At 40.8% G+C, this 17,020-nt stretch carries 16 protein-coding genes; 15 read left to right on the forward strand and 1 reads right to left on the reverse strand.

The genetic code is table 11. From position 1 onward, the window contains the following. Positions 1–62 precede the first annotated feature (62 nt). Entirely contained in the window at positions 63–752 is a 690-nt protein-coding gene (locus PGS38_RS08020) for a metallophosphoesterase family protein (protein ID WP_118640462.1), read from the forward strand. Between the two features lie 111 nt (positions 753–863). On the opposite strand, the gene PGS38_RS08025 is transcribed toward PGS38_RS08020, so the two are convergent. After that, a complete protein-coding gene (locus PGS38_RS08025) occupies positions 864–1,055 on the reverse strand; it encodes a YlcI/YnfO family protein (RefSeq protein WP_055220177.1) in 192 nt (63 codons plus the stop codon). Between the two features lie 515 nt (positions 1,056–1,570). Here PGS38_RS08025 and PGS38_RS08030 point away from each other — a divergent pair. The 14 genes from PGS38_RS08030 (at position 1,571) to PGS38_RS08090 (ending at position 16,942) form a co-directional block, all read left to right on the forward strand. Next, a complete protein-coding gene (locus PGS38_RS08030; RefSeq protein WP_118640463.1) occupies positions 1,571–5,419 on the forward strand; it encodes a PEGA domain-containing protein in 3,849 nt (1,282 codons plus the stop codon). 124 nt (positions 5,420–5,543) lie between these two features. Beyond that, positions 5,544–7,463 carry a hypothetical protein gene (locus PGS38_RS08035; protein WP_118640464.1) on the forward strand — a complete coding sequence of 640 codons (1,920 nt, stop codon included), beginning with the start codon at positions 5,544–5,546 and terminating at the stop codon, positions 7,461–7,463. 278 nt (positions 7,464–7,741) lie between these two features. Further along, a complete protein-coding gene (locus PGS38_RS08040) occupies positions 7,742–8,767 on the forward strand; it encodes a hypothetical protein (protein ID WP_118640465.1) in 1,026 nt (341 codons plus the stop codon). Between the two features lie 239 nt (positions 8,768–9,006). Beyond that, positions 9,007–10,749, forward strand: a complete 1,743-nt coding sequence (locus PGS38_RS08045; RefSeq protein WP_118640466.1) for an AAA family ATPase — start codon at positions 9,007–9,009, stop codon at positions 10,747–10,749. A 122-nt stretch (positions 10,750–10,871) separates the two neighbouring features. After that, entirely contained in the window at positions 10,872–11,162 is a 291-nt protein-coding gene (locus PGS38_RS08050; protein WP_055228085.1) for a hypothetical protein, read from the forward strand. A 24-nt stretch (positions 11,163–11,186) separates the two neighbouring features. Further along, positions 11,187–12,035: a TIGR02452 family protein gene (locus PGS38_RS08055; protein ID WP_270476135.1), complete on the forward strand. Its 849-nt coding sequence runs from the start codon at positions 11,187–11,189 to the stop codon at positions 12,033–12,035. A 315-nt stretch (positions 12,036–12,350) separates the two neighbouring features. Then, positions 12,351–12,794 carry a response regulator gene (locus PGS38_RS08060; RefSeq protein ID WP_270476137.1) on the forward strand — a complete coding sequence of 148 codons (444 nt, stop codon included), beginning with the start codon at positions 12,351–12,353 and terminating at the stop codon, positions 12,792–12,794. After that, on the forward strand, positions 12,733–13,086 hold the full coding sequence (locus PGS38_RS17800) for a hypothetical protein (protein ID WP_369123055.1): 354 nt from the start codon (positions 12,733–12,735) through the stop codon (positions 13,084–13,086). The genes PGS38_RS08060 and PGS38_RS17800 overlap by 62 nt, the downstream gene beginning before the upstream one ends. Next, positions 13,029–13,307: a hypothetical protein gene (locus PGS38_RS08065; RefSeq protein WP_118640469.1), complete on the forward strand. Its 279-nt coding sequence runs from the start codon at positions 13,029–13,031 to the stop codon at positions 13,305–13,307. The genes PGS38_RS17800 and PGS38_RS08065 overlap by 58 nt, the downstream gene beginning before the upstream one ends. A 35-nt stretch (positions 13,308–13,342) precedes the next feature. Next, a complete protein-coding gene (locus PGS38_RS08070; protein WP_118640470.1) occupies positions 13,343–13,588 on the forward strand; it encodes a hypothetical protein in 246 nt (81 codons plus the stop codon). Positions 13,589–14,094: 506 nt separating this feature from the next. Continuing rightward, a complete protein-coding gene (locus PGS38_RS08075; RefSeq protein ID WP_173815205.1) occupies positions 14,095–14,604 on the forward strand; it encodes a L,D-transpeptidase in 510 nt (169 codons plus the stop codon). A 132-nt stretch (positions 14,605–14,736) separates the two neighbouring features. Then, positions 14,737–15,642 carry a hypothetical protein gene (locus tag PGS38_RS08080; protein WP_118640472.1) on the forward strand — a complete coding sequence of 302 codons (906 nt, stop codon included), beginning with the start codon at positions 14,737–14,739 and terminating at the stop codon, positions 15,640–15,642. A gap of 45 nt (positions 15,643–15,687) precedes the next feature. Continuing rightward, on the forward strand, positions 15,688–15,942 hold the full coding sequence (locus tag PGS38_RS08085) for a hypothetical protein (protein WP_118640473.1): 255 nt from the start codon (positions 15,688–15,690) through the stop codon (positions 15,940–15,942). Positions 15,943–16,120: 178 nt separating this feature from the next. Continuing rightward, on the forward strand, positions 16,121–16,942 hold the full coding sequence (locus PGS38_RS08090) for a hypothetical protein (RefSeq protein WP_118640474.1): 822 nt from the start codon (positions 16,121–16,123) through the stop codon (positions 16,940–16,942). The last annotated feature ends 78 nt before the right edge of the window (positions 16,943–17,020 follow it).

Genomic DNA, 17,020 nt, shown 5'->3' on the forward strand with positions numbered 1-17,020 from the left:
CGGATGATGTTTTGCGATACTTTAGAGAACAGAAACAGAGAACACGAGAGGAGACGCTGAGAATGAGCATTGTCATTACAGGCGATACCCATGGCACCTTTGATATTGGAAAAGTTGTACGCTATTTTAACGAGCACGAAGACGAGTACACCCGGGATGACTATCTGATCATCTGCGGAGATGTCGGCATCTGCGGCTTTTCTGCAGCATACGAAGCGAATACGAGAGCCGTTTTCCGAAGTCTGCCGGTGACGACACTGTTTATCGACGGAAATCATGAGAACTTCGAACAGCTGAACTCCTACGCCGTGGAGCAGTGGAACGGCGGAAAGGTGCATATCATTGAGGACAACATGATCCATCTGATGCGCGGCCAGATCTTTACGATTGACGGGCTGAAATTCTTTACCTTCGGAGGTGCTTACAGCATCGACAAAATGTCCCGCGCGGAGGGAATTTCGTGGTTCCCGGAAGAAATTCCGTCACGGGAAGAGTACGAAGAAGGATGGAAAAATATGGAAAAAGAAGATTTTCAGGTGGACTACATACTGACCCACACAGCCCCAAGAGATGTGACCGCGGCAATGGGGTATGGAGAGCTGTCTGACGATGAGGTGGAACTTCGCCAGTACCTGCAGCGCGTGGCGGATGAGACAGAATTTCAGAAATGGTATTTCGGACACTTTCATGAAGATGCGGAAGTGGAAGAGGTGTTTGTGTGTCTGTATGATGAGGTTGTGGAGTTGAGTTAGGACAGGATCTTGTCCTGAAAAAAATAAGAAGCATGGTAAGATAAAATAGAAGCAGAGAACAGCCAGAAAATGCACGTCGAACCATAAAAATCTGCTTTGAAAAAAGAAAAGTTAATTGTGTTCTTCTGACGGGGCGTCCATGTGATCCAGCGCATACTCACACGCCTGAATCACAAAACTGGAAAAGGTAATGTCCTGGTCAGAATCGGAAATTGCCTGTTCGATCTGATCGATCAGGTGAATGGGGAAACGGATGGTTTTGTTTTCCGTTTCCTTGCGGTTGCCTTTTAACTGAAATGCCATATCAAACTCCATTCTGCTGCCGGAGAATATAAGAACGGAGCATGCTTCCGGATCTTATGTGGAAACTACGGGCAGCATAAAACATAACAAAGGTGTTTCAAAAAAAGTTCGACAAAAAATAAATTTTTCGAATCTGCGAAATCGAAAAATGAAGAAAAAGCTGTTTTGGGGACAGCTTATTTCAGTGCGCTTTTTTCTGGCTGTATTCTGATTTTAAAGAGTACTGGAAGCCCAGTCTGTTTTATTGTATTGCATAATGATAATGAAATATGCATTGCAAAATGCATGACAAAATATATTGCAAATAAAGGGAGGATGTATTACACTAAAAGAAATACAATAGAAGAAGGAGGAAAATGAAATGTTCGTTGCTCTGCTCGGCTAATGATTGAGATGTAGAGCAAGAAAAGCCGCCTTTCCATTGACGGAAGGCACCAGGGATCCTGAAGACAGCATAAGCGGCAGATATTCAGAGAAAAAGGATCGAAATTTTACATTTACGAGGGAGAAGACGTATGAAAGTGTGGAAGAAATTACAAGTTGTCTTTCTGGCACTGCTTTTATGCACCGGAATGATGACACAGCCTGCTCTTGCAGCATCGCTGCTTCAGGATGGAATCGAAGCAGCCTTGACAACAGACAAAGAAACTTACCAGCAGGGTGAAGAAATCAAAGTTACTTTAACTGTAACCAATACAAATGATACAGCAGTAACGAATCTGTCACTGGAAAATATTTTGCCGGAAAATTTTGTGCTGGCCGAAAATGCGGAGACAACAAAAAAGATGGAATCTCTGCAGGCTGGAGAAACCGTTACGTTGACAACGGTTTGTACGGTAAAAGCATCAGATGACAAGAAGGATGATGAAAATAAGGAAAATCCTTCTGGAGATGACAAAAAGAATCCGACAGATAATGAAAAGCCAGGAAATGGAAACGTAGCAAATGACACGAAGAATCCTGGTACGACAACGGGCAGCAAGGATTCCGGAACGACATTAACAAAAGATCAGGGAACTGGAAACGCAAAGCAAAATGGCCAGTCCTTAAAGGCTGAGAAACTGAAATCTGCACCGAAAATGGGTGACAACACCAAAATTATTGTTTGGGTTGTACTGCTGGTGCTGGCAGGAGCAGCCATTGTTGTTGCACTGAAGAAAAAAAACAGAAGAAATAAAATGTTGGCGTGGTTTCTGTGCCTGATTATGACGGGAAGTACTGTTGCAGGCGTATTTCCGGAACGGGCAAGAGCAGAAGCACAAAGTGTAAACATAGGAAAGGTCATGGAGCTTTCCAAGAATATTCTTGTGGATCAGACTACCGCGGAGCTGAAAGCAAAAGTTGAATATACCTACGTGAAGTCAGATGATCCATCGGACGATACCAAAACATATACACGCGGTGAGTGGGTGCAGATGCTCGCTGAAAAGGTTGAAATGAACCTGGATACAGATCCGGATTCCTTAAACCATTATTATGCGGATACGGCAGGAAATGCGTATGAAGCAGCAATCGAAATCGCAGAGAAATATGGAATCCTGCCGCCACCGGATATCGAAGATCTGGAGCAGGATATCCCGTTTTTCTATCCAGATGAACCGGCAACACGCGAATTTGCGGCTTATACGGCAGTACATGCAATGGGATTCAATGGAATACATTCGTATGATACGAACAGTTGGACGGACTGGGATAGTATTACATATCAAAATGAAGCAGCAATTGCAGTAGGGAAAGGATTTTTGGAATTAAATACAGAAAACCAGTTCCAGCCGCATGCGTTGCTTTCCAAGAAAGATGTTAAATCGATTTTCTATGAAATTGATGAAATCAGACAGGAAGACACAACAATTGGTGAAGAGCCGCATGATAATACACAGTACGTAGATGGTGTATTGAAAAAAGAACTGGAAAATATCACAGATTATACAGTTGTAGAGAATGCGGATGGAACCTATACAGTTACACTTCCGAAAACAACCGAGACAGAAAAAATCGGAGAAGGAAGTGTTATGATCCTTCCTGCGAATGAAGTTTATATTTCAGGTATCGCGCTCAAAGCAACTACGGTAACAGAGGATGGCGAGAAACTGATTCTGACATGCATAAAGCCAGAATTATGGGAAGTGGTCAGCAAAATTGATTTTGTCGGAGGCGGTACAGCACTTATCGGAGGAGCTGCTGACACGGATGAATACGGAATTGCAACACAGGCTAATATAGGAGCAGGTGGTGTTATTGATGTTGGCTACGAAAAGAATTTTGAATTTAATATTGGTTCGAATGATGAAGGAAAAGGAAAAATTGATTTTGAAATTCCTGAAATTCTGTGTGTTGTAAATGTTGACGTTGGAGTAAATGGTGTTTCGGTAAATGAACTTAAACTTGCTGTCACGGAAAATGCAAATGAAGATATTACGGCGGAAAAAGAATTTGCTGACAGTGGTCAGGTAGAATTAATGCGTTTTCCAATTACAATAGGGGCTACCGGTTTTACCTTTGATGTTGTACTTTTCTGTTCATACAAAGCAGATGGATCCTTACATATTTCATATAGCGTTGAATCAACACAGGGATTTGAATATAAAGATGGAACATGGAGAGGCATTTTCGATTTTCATCATGGTGTTGATACCCTTGAGGTAAAGGGAAATATGGAAGGCGGTATTGGCATAAAAGGTCTGTTGACTTTGTACAGTGTTTTTGATTTAGCAGGCTATTATGCAGATTTAGGCTTAGGCGTTGAGGCAGAATTTGCATACCATGATTTAGAAAATGGAAGTCTCGCATGCGAGGATATCAAGGTATATCCATACTCAACAAATGGACTCGATACAGATTCCCTGCTTGGAGATGTATTGAAGAAATATTTCGATTTTGATCTGGAATTCAAACCGCTTCAAAATGATGAAAACAACAACTTGAGAATAAAAATGCATAAGGAAAATGGAGTCCGCGTTGAAAAATGTACGTACGCCAGCGGCGGTATCACAGGATATGTTTACTCGGGCAAAACACGTTTGCCGATAGAAAACGCGAGAGTCAGAATTTCCAGAAAAGTCAGAGCAGGCAGCGGCAATGGTGGAAACAGCGTAGCCGGAGGCGGCAGTGGAGGCGGAAGCCATGGAGCCTGGAGCCTTGAAACAGAAGAAAATGAAATTGCTGTTTTTTCAGGAGGAGCTGGAGCCTGGAGAGAGGAAGGAACAGAAACAGAAAGAATTCTCTATACCGATGTGTTTGGCAAGTACAGCACCAAAAATCTGCAGGATGGAACTTATGAAATTACAGTATCCGCAACGTCTTATCAGACGTACAAGGTTGCGGAAGTTCTGGTTCAGAACAGTGAAATCAGATATGTAGAAGATATCTATATGGTGGAGCGCCATGATGATTTTAATACAGGCTCTGTAGAGGGAACGATAACCGATGCAGTCACGGGAGATGGTATTACAGAAACAGCCTACATTGTACGCAAAGGCTGGAACAATCAAACGGGTGATGCTGTGACAGAAGGAGTATTTGAAAATGCAGACTATACTCTTTCAATGGAAAATGGAAATTATACGCTTGAAATCAGCAAAGAAGGCTATGTGACGAATTACAAAAATATCACAGTAGCGGGAGACCAGATTGAAACAGCAAATATTGTTCTTGTACCGGGAGATGGGGACGGTGAAACCGCAGGAGAATTCCGCATCGTATTAACCTGGGGCGAAGAGCCGTGGGATCTGGATTCTCATCTTGCATGCTACTCGTCGGACAAACCGTATCATATCTGGTTCGGACAGACAGATTTCGAAGGAAATTCTGTTGGAAACTTAGACGTAGATGATACAAGTAGTTATGGTCCGGAAACCATTACAGTACGTAACGTAAAAGCAGACGAAAAGTTCAGCTATTTCGTACACGATTATACCAACAGTTACAGTGAAGTGGCCAATGAAATGTCTCTTTCCGGAGCAAAAGTTCAGGTTTACCTCGAAGGCAAAAACATTGTAACATACACGATTCCGACAAATCAGCCAGGAACCTTATGGCATGTTTTCGATTTCGATGGAGCGACCAAAACCATTAAATCTGTAAACACGCTTGAATATCAGAATGACCCATACACCATCGGCGGAATTGATCAGGAAATGGATGATGTGGATGACACAGAAGAGATTGAAATGTACGCTGGAAAGGTACGAAACAAAAAACAGCCAGAGCAGAAAGTGGTTGTTGAGGAAACTCCATTACCGGAAACAACATCAGAGAGCGTGATTTCAGAGTCGGAAGCAGAAAAACCTGGTGAAGCAGTATCCAAATCAGAATCAGAGCCAGATGATGAAAACGTGGCAGAAGATGAAACGGTAACTCCGTAATACAAAGAAGCTTAAAATGTGGTGAATCAGTAAATCTGGTGCACCACATTTTAAACGAATCAAGCAAGTAGCGAAGCGGATTGCGAATATTCGCTTTGACAGGCAGAATAAGGAGCAGGTACAGATGAAAAAATGGATCCGCGCAGTATTGGCAGGCACAATCATTCTGGCATTGATTCTGTTTGGAATTTTTGCTGCTCAAAATACACAGAAGAGTACAAAGCCGGAACAGAATCCGGAAGAACAGAATACAAGTGTATCGGAAAACAGCACATCGGATGAGAACACAGCAGAAAACAGTACGGATGATCCTGACATCATTGTAAAAGACAATGTAAAGGTGATTACCAATGAGATGAAATCAGAAGATCAGCCAACGGAAGTTTCTGACAACAGTCTCACCTTTGAAAAAGATCCTGGTTACCAGACCGGAGATGTTCTTGTTGCGGGAGAAATCAGTGCAGCGCCTTCTGGATTTATTCGAAAAGTAGTGCAGAAAGAAAAAACGAATCAGGGTTACCGGGTAGAAACAGAGCCGGCGACCCTGCTGGATGTATTCGAAAAGGCACATATTATCAAACAGTTCCGGCTGACGGAGGATGGTGCAAGTGAAACAGGAAATAACAGCGCTTATACCATTAAAAGACTGTCCGAAGATGAAGCGGAAGAAGAGACAGAGGAAGAAAACAGTGATTACGATTACAGTGTCTCAATCAATGTTGAAGAAGAACCCGTTCAGTTTTCCGGAGAGGCAGGATGGGGATGCTGGCTGGAACTTCAGATTGATATCGAAGACGGTGAAGTCCAGTGTGGAATTGCAGTAAGGAGCAAAGCCGGTATTGCCCTGGAATGCGGCGCAAACAGCGAGAAAGAATTTGAAAAGGAAAAAACCGTTTACGAACGAAAACTGCCGAATATCGAGTTCAACGCCGGTATTGTACCGATTGTTATTACAAATCATCTGGAAGCCGTTGTCGGGGCAGCGGGAAGTCTGGAGGGCGGCATTCACAGCTCTTACGGTGCAACAGCCGACAGCACCCTGGGATTCCAGTATGACAGCAGAACAGGCAAAGTAGAAGAAGTCAAAGAAGGAAATCTGAATTCAGACGGACTTGAGTGGAGTACGGTTGAGGTGAACGGTAGGCTGGAAGCATACATTGCCATCCGGCTGAGCGCAAAATTATATGACAGCGCTGGCCTGAATCTTTCCGGCGGAGCAGTTGGAAAAGCAGAAGGCCAGGCAAAGGTATCCATGAAGGACGACCTGGGTGGATATGCGGGCTCACTGGAGCTTTCCATCAGCCCGAGAATCAAAGGAAAAGCAGTGGTTGATATCCCGGTCATTGATAAAAAAATGCAGGAAACAGATCTTTTTGACCGGACCTTTGATCCAATCTGGTCAAAACACTGGGAGTCAAGTGCAGACTGGCAGAAGGATATGGAATGGACGGAAACTGGGGAGCAGGGAGATATCTATGTTACACGGTATGGAGAAGTAAATCAGTGTGACAGCACGGCATTCCAGTTTGAAATCCCAAAAGGCTGGGAAATTCAGACGGAGGAAGTTGGCGGTTCCATGGATGCGGTCAGAGAAAACGTTGTTCTGACAAACGATAGAGGTGTTACCGTTTCGTTTTGGTACTGCCAAGGCGCGCTTGGCGGCTATTCGCGTGATATGCTGAAGGCACAGGTTTCACAGGCAGACACTTCTAATTTTGTGCCTGGATATCCATGGGGAACCGATCGTGACTGTTCAGATCTTGGCGAATTTATGGTAGCACGAGTACATATCACAGGCGAGATGATGGCTGGTATTGATGATGATTATGTTCCTGTAGACAGCACGTTGTTCGCAGTGATACCGACATCCCGTCTTGGCGAGATTGAATTTGCAGGTCAGGCTGGGGACGTAGACGAATTTTCTTTTGACTATCCGACACCAGTTGCATTTATCGCAGAAGCACCAGACGGTACATTTACAGAAAAAGAAGAAGAACAGGTGATTCGCATTTTGAAGAGCTTTAAAGTGGCTGAATTAGATTAAGAGGTACCCCGGAGGGAAGGAAGAGATGAACTGTGTTCCGGGGTATTTCAACATCACGTAAGATAAGATGGAAGGAAAGTACTATTTTAAAATCTTGTGAGATCAAAGAGTGGGGATTTTTTGGAAATTACATAAAAAGAAATAGTAAAGAGAAACGAGCTGCGATATAATGAATGTGATGAAAAATGAGTAACGAAGAATCAATAAAAATATGGAAAAGAACATAGAAAACATGGATTTTTCGGGAAACAAAAAGAAAAAGGGAGGAGTGTTTCGAGATGGAAACAAAGAACAAAAACAAAAAGAAAGCCATCATGCTTGCTGTAATTGGTATTGCGATTGTCTGCATTTGTGTCATCGGAGTTTTTGCAAAGAAAGCGTATGACCGCCATCAGGAGGAGCTTCGTTTACAGGCGATTGAAACAAAAAACAGTGAGATTGATGAGGAATATCAGAGATTTGAAAAAGGAGAAGACAGAGATAAAAAACTGGAAGCATTGAAACAAGAGATGGAGAGTGCGGAAAAATATAAAAAGACAGAAGGCGCTTATAAGGAATGCTCTGTACACTATGAAAAAATCATTGCGCAGATGAAGAATTCCTTTGTATCCGAATATGACGACACGATCAAAATAATTGCGGATAAAATTGGTGATGATGTTGAAAAAGTGGATGATAAGGAAGCACTCAAAAACGCTACCAGCGAATTTACGACATTCAAAGATACCTTGAAAAATGACTTCGAAAATTATAATACCGTTGAGCAGGACAGCTTTGACAAATATAACAGTACGATTGATGATTATGTAACAAAATACAATGATAGAGTAACTGCTATTGAAAAAGCCGAGGAAGAAGCTCGTAAGAAAGCTGAAGAAGAGGCTAAAAAGAAGGCTGAAGAAGAAGCAGCAAGGAAAAAGGCTGAGGAAGAGGCTGCTGCTAAAGCTGCACAGGAAGAAGCAGAAAGAAAAGCTGCTGAACAGAGTTCTGGATCATCTTCAGGTGGTTCTAGCTATAGTTATGATGATAGTAATGATTATAGTTATAGTAGTGGAAGTTCAAGCTCTGATTATTCAGGTGGTTCTAGCTATAGTGATTCTGGATCTTCTAGTTCTGGAAATGATTACAGTGGTGGGTCAAGCTCATCTGGCGGAAGCTCAAGTGATATTCATAATGAATGGTATGGTGGATGGACTGATGAAAAAGGCAATGAATATAATGATTATTACGATCCAAATACAGGAAATTCATATGATTCCAATGGAAATTATCAAGGAAATATGAACGATTGGCTTTGGGATTAATATTTTAAATTAAATATTAATTAAACTATTTAAATAGGAAAAGTTTAATGCTTTTATTTTGCTTTCCTATTCAGCTCTTTTTAGTGACAGGAGCCAATATAAGATCATAAAAAATTGGATAGATTAGAAACCGATAAGAACCATTGCCAAAGCAAATAAAACCAGCTAAAATAGAGATCAGAACATAAGCACAGCTGCTGGTGTCAAAAGCCGCAAAAGTTGGAAAGGAAGGTTTCAAGATGAGAAATCCAAAACTCCCGACCGGGATTGACAACTTTAAAAAGATTCGCAATGGAAATTACTATTATGTAGATAAAACTTCCCTCATAGAACAGATTTTAAATAACGGAAGTGAGGTCACGCTTTTTACGCGCCCACGCCGTTTTGGAAAATCCCTGAATATGAGTATGATTCAGCATTTCTTTGAAATTGGAACGGATCCAGCACTTTTTGACGGCTTGAAGATTTCTAAGAATACAGAGATTTGTGAACAATATATGGGAAAATATCCCGTTATTTCCATCAGCTTAAAAGGAATTGATGCCGATTCCTATGAAAAAGCCCGTGCGCAGCTCATAAAAACAATCAATCGTGAGGCAAGAAGATTTCAATTTCTTCTGGAAAGCGACAAATTGAGCCGGGTTGATAAAGCACTTTTTTCAGAACTTCTGACAAGAAATATGGAAGAAGACACCATTACCAGCAGTCTTCAGGAACTGACACAACTGTTGGAAGTTCACTATGAACAGCAAGTGGTTGTCCTGATTGACGAATACGATGTTCCGATGGCAAAAGCCCATGAAAATGGATATTATGATGAAATGGTATTGCTGCTTCGAAATATGTTCGGAAATGTTTTAAAGACAAACAGCAGTCTTGCCTTTGCTGTTTTGACGGGCTACCTGCGAATTGCAAAAGAAAGCATCTTTACCGGACTGAACAATTTCAAAGTATATTCGATTACAAATACAGAATTTGATGAAACCTTCGGTTTTACAGATGAAGAAGTAAAGACCATGCTGCATGACTATGAAATGGATGACCGATATGACGAGGTAAAAGAATGGTATGACGGATACCGATTCGGAAAAGCAGATGTGTACTGTCCATGGGATGTTGTGAATTACTGCAATGATCATATCCATAATCCAGAGGCCGAGCCGGAAAATTACTGGATGAATACAAGCGGGAACAGTGTGATTCATCATTTTATCGACAGCATCAATGAACCGGATATGCTCACAAAAACAGAACTGGAATGGCTGGTAAATGGAAAAACAGTGATCAAACAAATCGATGAAATGGTTACCTACAATGACCTGTATTCGACCATGGATCATCTGTGGAGTACACTTTTCATGACTGGATACCTGACACAGCGCGGAAGAGAAAGCGATGGCCGCTATTGCCTTGCAATTCCAAACCGGGAAATTCGAAATATCATAACAGAACGGATTCTTACACTGTTTCAGCAGGAAGTGAAAAAAGACGGGAAAATGGCAGAACAGTTCTGCCAGGCACTCTTTGACGGAAAAGCAGCAGAGGTGGAAAGCCTTTTGAATTTGTATTTGCAGAAGACAGTTAGCGTACGCGATACCTTTGTGAGGAAATCACTGAAAGAAAATTTCTATCATGGAATTCTGCTTGGAATCTTAAGCTATAAAAATGACTGGCGTGCATCTTCCAATCGAGAATCGGGAGAAGGATTCAGCGATATTGTGATTGAAATGGGAAATGCAGAAACAGGAATTGTGATAGAAGTGAAGTATACAGATGAGAAAAAAGATCTGGAAAGAGATTGCCGGAAGGCATTGGAGCAGATTCGGGATAAAGATTATACGCAGACACTGTGGCAGGAGGGCTATAAAAAAATGGTGCAGTATGGGATTGCATTTCATTTAAAACAGTGTTGTGTGATGGAAGAAGAGATGCAGCGTAAGCGGAATCGGAATGGGGCTCTGAATAGTTACAATTTGTTATAAAATTCAGGGCAGAGATATTGCCCTGAATTTTATATACGGACAAGTTTCTGTCAATATTTTCCGTTCGATATGAGATAAAATGGTAATATTCAAAAGAAAAAGCCTACCATGAGGAGAAAAAGATGGAAGAAAAGACAGCAAACATGGCAGAGAATATTCGCGTTACATTCACCGGATTTCACTACATAAAGGATGGCGATTATCCAAATGACTTCGAGGTATGCTTACTGATCCTGAAAGACAACAGCTTATCAGCAGGCTGCTGGGATACAGGATTGTATGCCACGGAAGGCGGCAAGCAGCCAGGTGCATTCCGACAGGCAAGGGGCTGCTTTATCGATGCGGACTATGTAAAAGCCTGGACGAAGCTGGAGGATAAGGTGTATGATTTTCAACAGAACAGCATTGTATGATAGGAATACGGGAGGAGAAGTGTAATGGATAGAAGAAGTAATAATATCGCGATATTTCAGGATTCCATGGATATGATAAAAGCAAGCCAGAAGCTTCAGCAGGCAGTTCAGCTTTCAATTCAGAACCAAAAACTGTATGTTCCATCTCAGGCGATTGCACTTCCTGAATCTGGAAAATCACCTTGCAAAACGATTGTTTCATCCAAAAGAAGCTTCGAAGCCGCCTCTGCATACGCAAAAGCCAGAAAACGAGTCTGTGTCCTGAATTTCGCCTCTGCAACCAACCCCGGCGGCGGTGTAACACGGGGAAGTACGGCGCAGGAAGAATGCCTTTGCCGATGCAGCACACTGTATCCATGCCTGGACACAGAAACGATGTGGCATCAGTTCTATCAACCGCACCGAAAAGCAGGCGATCCACTTTATAATGATGATCTTCTGTACACACCAGAAGTCGTCGTATTTAAGACCGATATCGCTGCACTGGAACGAATGGAAGAAAAAGACTGGTATCAGGTAGACATCATTACCTGCGCAGCCCCGAATCTCCGAAAGAAACCAAGCAATGCCATGAACCCGTCTGCAGGAAATGCGCCGGTTAAGATTAGTGAGAAAGCACTGTACGAACTTCAGATGCAAAGGCTGGAACGTGTTTTTCAGGCGGCAGCATCGAACGGAGCGGAAGTTCTGATTTTAGGAGCGTTTGGCTGCGGCGCTTTCTGCAACCCGCCAAGAATTGTAGCACGGGTATTTCGGAGCGTACAGGAAAAATATGCATCCTATTTTGAAACGATAGAATATGCGGTGTTCTGCGGCAAAAATGATACGTTAAATTATGATACATTCAATCAGGCGCTTGGAGGTAGAAAATAAAATTTATAGCAACCCCGAAAAGAATGCAAAAAATTCAGTACCACAGAGTGTGAATTACTGTGTCACAGATTTTCGTCGTACCCTGGTACGCTTTAAAATTTGTTCCTTGCGATTCGCATTTTGTAGCATTGTCTTTTTTTCATTATTTTCGGGCTTTTCTATAAACTGGGCTCTGAAAGAACGTAAAAGCGAACCAAAAATATGACTTCATGAAAGGCAGACAAGATTAATTTTTTTAGAATAAAAAGCGTTGTACAAATGTCGCCTATAATAAGTAGAATAGGCTATGACAAACAGGAGAGGGGAAGAGGATAAATGAAGGTTCTGAACTTTGAAGACAGCGTTTACAAAGCAAATGCAATCCGCAAGGTATTGAACCAATGTGGCGTGGCTAAAATTGAACTGGTGTCAAATGTCGAGGATGGTCTGCAGATGCTGAAGAATGCAGAAGACACTGGGGATCCGTTCGATTTGATTATCACAGATATGCATTATCCCATGAAGCAGGGAGCTGTTAGTGATACGGAGGCGGGAGAAAAGCTGGTTCAGCTCCTGCAGGAGCAGGGCAAACAGACAAAGGTTATCGTATGCTCATCCAGAAATATGAAGCTTCCCGGAGTGTATGGTTGTATCTGGTATTCGGAAAGAAGATACTCTTTATATCTTAGGCGATGTAGTCGATCGTGGACCAGAGCCAATGAAAATCCTGAAATACATGATGGCACATTCCAATATCATTCCGATCATAGGAAATCATGAAGTTATGGCGCTACCGAATCTCAAACTTCTGGTGCTGGAAGTTTCGAGAAATTTTCTGGATAAACTGCCGCCGAAGGTGTATCGGGATTTTGACAACTGGACGCAGAACGGCAGTACCAGTACAATCCAGGATTTTCGCAAACTGCCGCAGGAAGAACGGCACCAGGTAGTAGAATACATGAAATCATTCCGCCCATACGGAAAGGAAATTGTTAATGGCAGGAATACTGGCTGGTGCATGCCGGACTGGATCATTTTTCAGAAACAAAACATCTGGAAGAATATTCGGTAGATGATCTGGTATGGACGCGGATTGACTACGAAATTCCATATTTCGATGATATCATTGTAGTCAGCGGACATACACCGACACAGAATATCCTTGGGAATAGCCACCCAGGGTATATTTTTAAAGCAAACCATCACATTGCGATCGACTGTGGAGCAGGGAAAATCAATGGAAGACTGGCGGCAATCTGTCTGGATACCGGGGAAGAATATTATGCACGGTAAATGCTGTAAAGAACGAAATAGGGAGGAGTATGAAAATGAATTTTAAATTGATTTTAGATAAATGGAATCTTGTATCAGAAAAAGGACTGCCGGAGGACGGAACCTGGTGTTTTGTGGCATGGAAAAACTGCACAGGCGAATATGAATGGGCCATCGGAGGCTATCAAGAAGCGGAGCATCAGTTCTATGTCAATTTTGGCATGGGAGGAATGGTTCTTGAAGAGGAAGAGGCTGTCGCATGGGCGGAACTTTTCAAAGATGAAGTTTTTACAGCGGAGTAAGGAAAATCTTCAAAGAAAAGAGGAATACGAATGAGCCAGAAACGATCAAGAGTAAAGATGAATGTAGATATAGCAAAGATGAGAAAAGCGGGAAGTACAGAAGAGACTGCTGGATTTCTTCCGGAAGAGGGGATTTTCTTATGAGGTTCATATTGGATACCTATATCATGGACAAATGACACAGGAGGGGTGGCAGCAGATTTTGACAGAACTTAAAGAGTGCGGGCTGGCACAGTTTATCCATGATGTTTTTGTGTATGACATGCCTGGAAAAATTCTTGTGGTAGAAGATGGAAAGCAAGAATATAGATAGTTCTTTCAAAAGTGCATGGTTGCGGCTAAAACGAATTGTCAGATAATAGGTAAACAAATAAGAAAAAAAGCAAATTCATATCAAAAATAATAAAAAAGAATGGTAAAAGAAAGTGGATTGCGTTATAATAAAAACAATTAAAATGTGTAACAAAAAATCAATAAAGTTAGTATAAAAGAGAATGAAAAAAGTAATGGAAAATGACATTTATATCGCCCAAAAGAGAATCAGTACAGAAAATTTTTTGTTGAAACTGAATCGACAGGCACATCAGCTTGAAGTTTATAAAAAAGCAGATGGGCAGGCTCTGCGGAAGAACTACAGCATCCGAAAGGATTTTGTCCCGTGTGAATATACGATTTATGAAAAAATCAAGGAAATGCCATGCCTGTTCGGCCGCGAAGATTCCCCAACTCCTTATGGTGTGTTTGATATTGTAAAAAAATCAAAGGTAAAAGAAGAATATATCAGCGGCTATCATAAAAAGTATGAACGGATAAAATTTTTTGGCTATCTGGTGATTTTCGAAGACTACTTTATTCACAGTGATCTTTATATGGACAGAGTGACATCTGAAACATTTGAGCAGGCAGAGCCAATCAGCAACGGAGATACCGGCACGGCAGGCTGCATTCGGGTCAGCCAGAAAAATGTAGAGTGGTTGCTGGAAAATATAGAAGTAGGAACTACGGTAATCCTTTGATGAAGTGGGGGAGCGATGGAAAAATACTGGGAAGACGTTAAAAATACGGAAGAAATAGATCGAGGTTTGTATATCATACTTCCTCTTCGATATCAAGGGGATTTTCAGTAGATACCGTTTAGTGCGAAAAAAATGAATACAAACCAGAAAGATCAATCCGATGAAGAAAAGGATCGCTCCGGATTTGATTCCGATGATTTTCTGGAAATTCTATCCATAAAATGCCGTTCTGGCGAATTTGTCAAAAGGTGTATGCTGGAGGAGAAGGCTGCAACGGTGCAGAAAAAATGGAAAGAAGCAGTAAAGATCTCCTTTCCGTATGATCTGACGCAATTGCAGGTATTTTCTTTCAACAATGGAATTGCCTTTTTAACCGTGTATCTGGCATATAAAAATAAAGACGTCCAGGAAATTTATCAGTTAATCAATCCGGGATACATAGATGATAAAAAACAGGAAATTCAGGACAGCCTGTTAGCAATTTTAGAACAGGAAGTATTTGAATCATGGCATAAGGAATATGGCGTTCAGTTAAAATGGTTCGGACAAAGCGAAAAAACAAAAATCTACATGATGAAAGAAGCTTACCGACTGAATGTGGCGGCACTTCCGAAACGTTTTGAAGAACGGAAGATTGCGGAGAAAATTGCCTATAATGAACATCGGCTGATTGATGTAACGAAGGAGTTTTCCGATTTATCGGAGAAAGATGTTGAGTATGCATCTGGGGCAAGGGATGTAAATGACAGCCATTATGGATGGGCATGTGCAATTACATCACAGGAGATTGCCTATGCGTATGGTCCCAAACCGGGGAAAACAGTTCCACTTACAGCGGAAGCATTGCTAGAACGAGCAGAAGACGATCTGGCACTAACGATGATTGTAATGTATCAAAAATATACTTGTATGCTGTTGAACGAAAAAATCCATGAGAGATTTCAGGGGATTTCAGCTCAGAGTATTCGAGGACTGAAAAAAGAAGCATTAGAATTCATCGCATACGGAACATTGACACCATCCCAGGTGTCAAAATGAAATAATGTCTGTGAGACATATCGAGCGCTGCAGAAAGAAAATGGCGTGAATGAAGCACTGGATGAGATCAAAGAAAAAATTGAACTGTTAAACGAAGAACAGGATCACATCGACAGCAAGCGGGAATCACGAGTGAGTATGATTATTGCGGTATTTGGATTCGTTTCCATTATCGCGGCGGCGTTACAGATATTAGATTACCTGAGTTCAGGGAGAGGGGTGATGATTGGGGGATTTATTGGTGCTGTGAGTGGTATTTTATGTATTAGCTTAGTATTGTATTTCAAGCAAAAAAATTAAAAAGTTGTTGCAGAAAAATTTAGAGAGATTTCGAATATCTGAGGTGAATGAAATGGACCAGTCGGAATAGATGTAACTAATTGAGAAGCTTGAATAGTGAGAGCAAAAAGTTTAAGTAAAGTGCTAAATCGAAGAAGAGATTGTATAATTAAATGCAAGAAATGAGGGAAAGAGAAAAATGGTAGAAGATAGAGTGAAAAATTTTAATTGTAAGCAAAAAGAAAGTTTGATTAAAATAATTGATGAATTAGGGGAAAAAGCAAAAAAAAAGCATTATTATGTGGGCTATTTTGAAAATGAAAATAATACATTTAATATAATGAATTTGGAAGATAAAGAAAAACATGATTATTTAAATTATTATTGGTGTGAATATCAAATAGAAAATGAACAATTTAAAATTACCATGTTTTATAAAGACTTCGACTGTGGATCTGGTAATATACATGTTCTACCAGGAGCGATTCAGGTATGGAAAAAAATAGAAGAAGATGGTTGGGATTGCTTTGGATTTTGTGAAAAAACTTTGAGTAGATCTAATAGAAATAAAGAGGGAATCGTCGAGTATAAAATGATTGGAGGAAAACCATATTGCGAATATGGGTGGATGCCATTAATTGAAACACCTGTGTTTTATGATGACAAAATCTTAGATAATTTTATTGATAATATTAAAAATAACACTGTGCAAGGTGTTAAAAATACTATGAATAGTAATGAATTTTATAAAAATGTAAAAGATTATTCATCACATGGGAGATCGGGACATTATATGCGATATTCTTTACTCAAATACGAGTACAAAGAAAACTATTTATATTATAAAACAATGTATATTACAAACATAGGTTTTTTTACAAAATATGATGGAGAAAAAGTAGCATTTGAACTGGGAAACGGTATTAATGGGTGTGGACCTAATTACTATGATGATAAATCTAATAAATGGATAATACAAAAAGAACAATATAAAGAGGATTTTAGTAACCATATTGCATAATATGAAAAAGCGATCTGACGATGCTGTACATGCTGCCCAGATAATGAATGGGCAGCATGATTTTTTTTAAAATGTATA

This window comes from Fusicatenibacter saccharivorans, from assembly GCF_027667425.1.
Classification (GTDB): Bacteria; Bacillota; Clostridia; order Lachnospirales; family Lachnospiraceae; genus Fusicatenibacter; species Fusicatenibacter saccharivorans.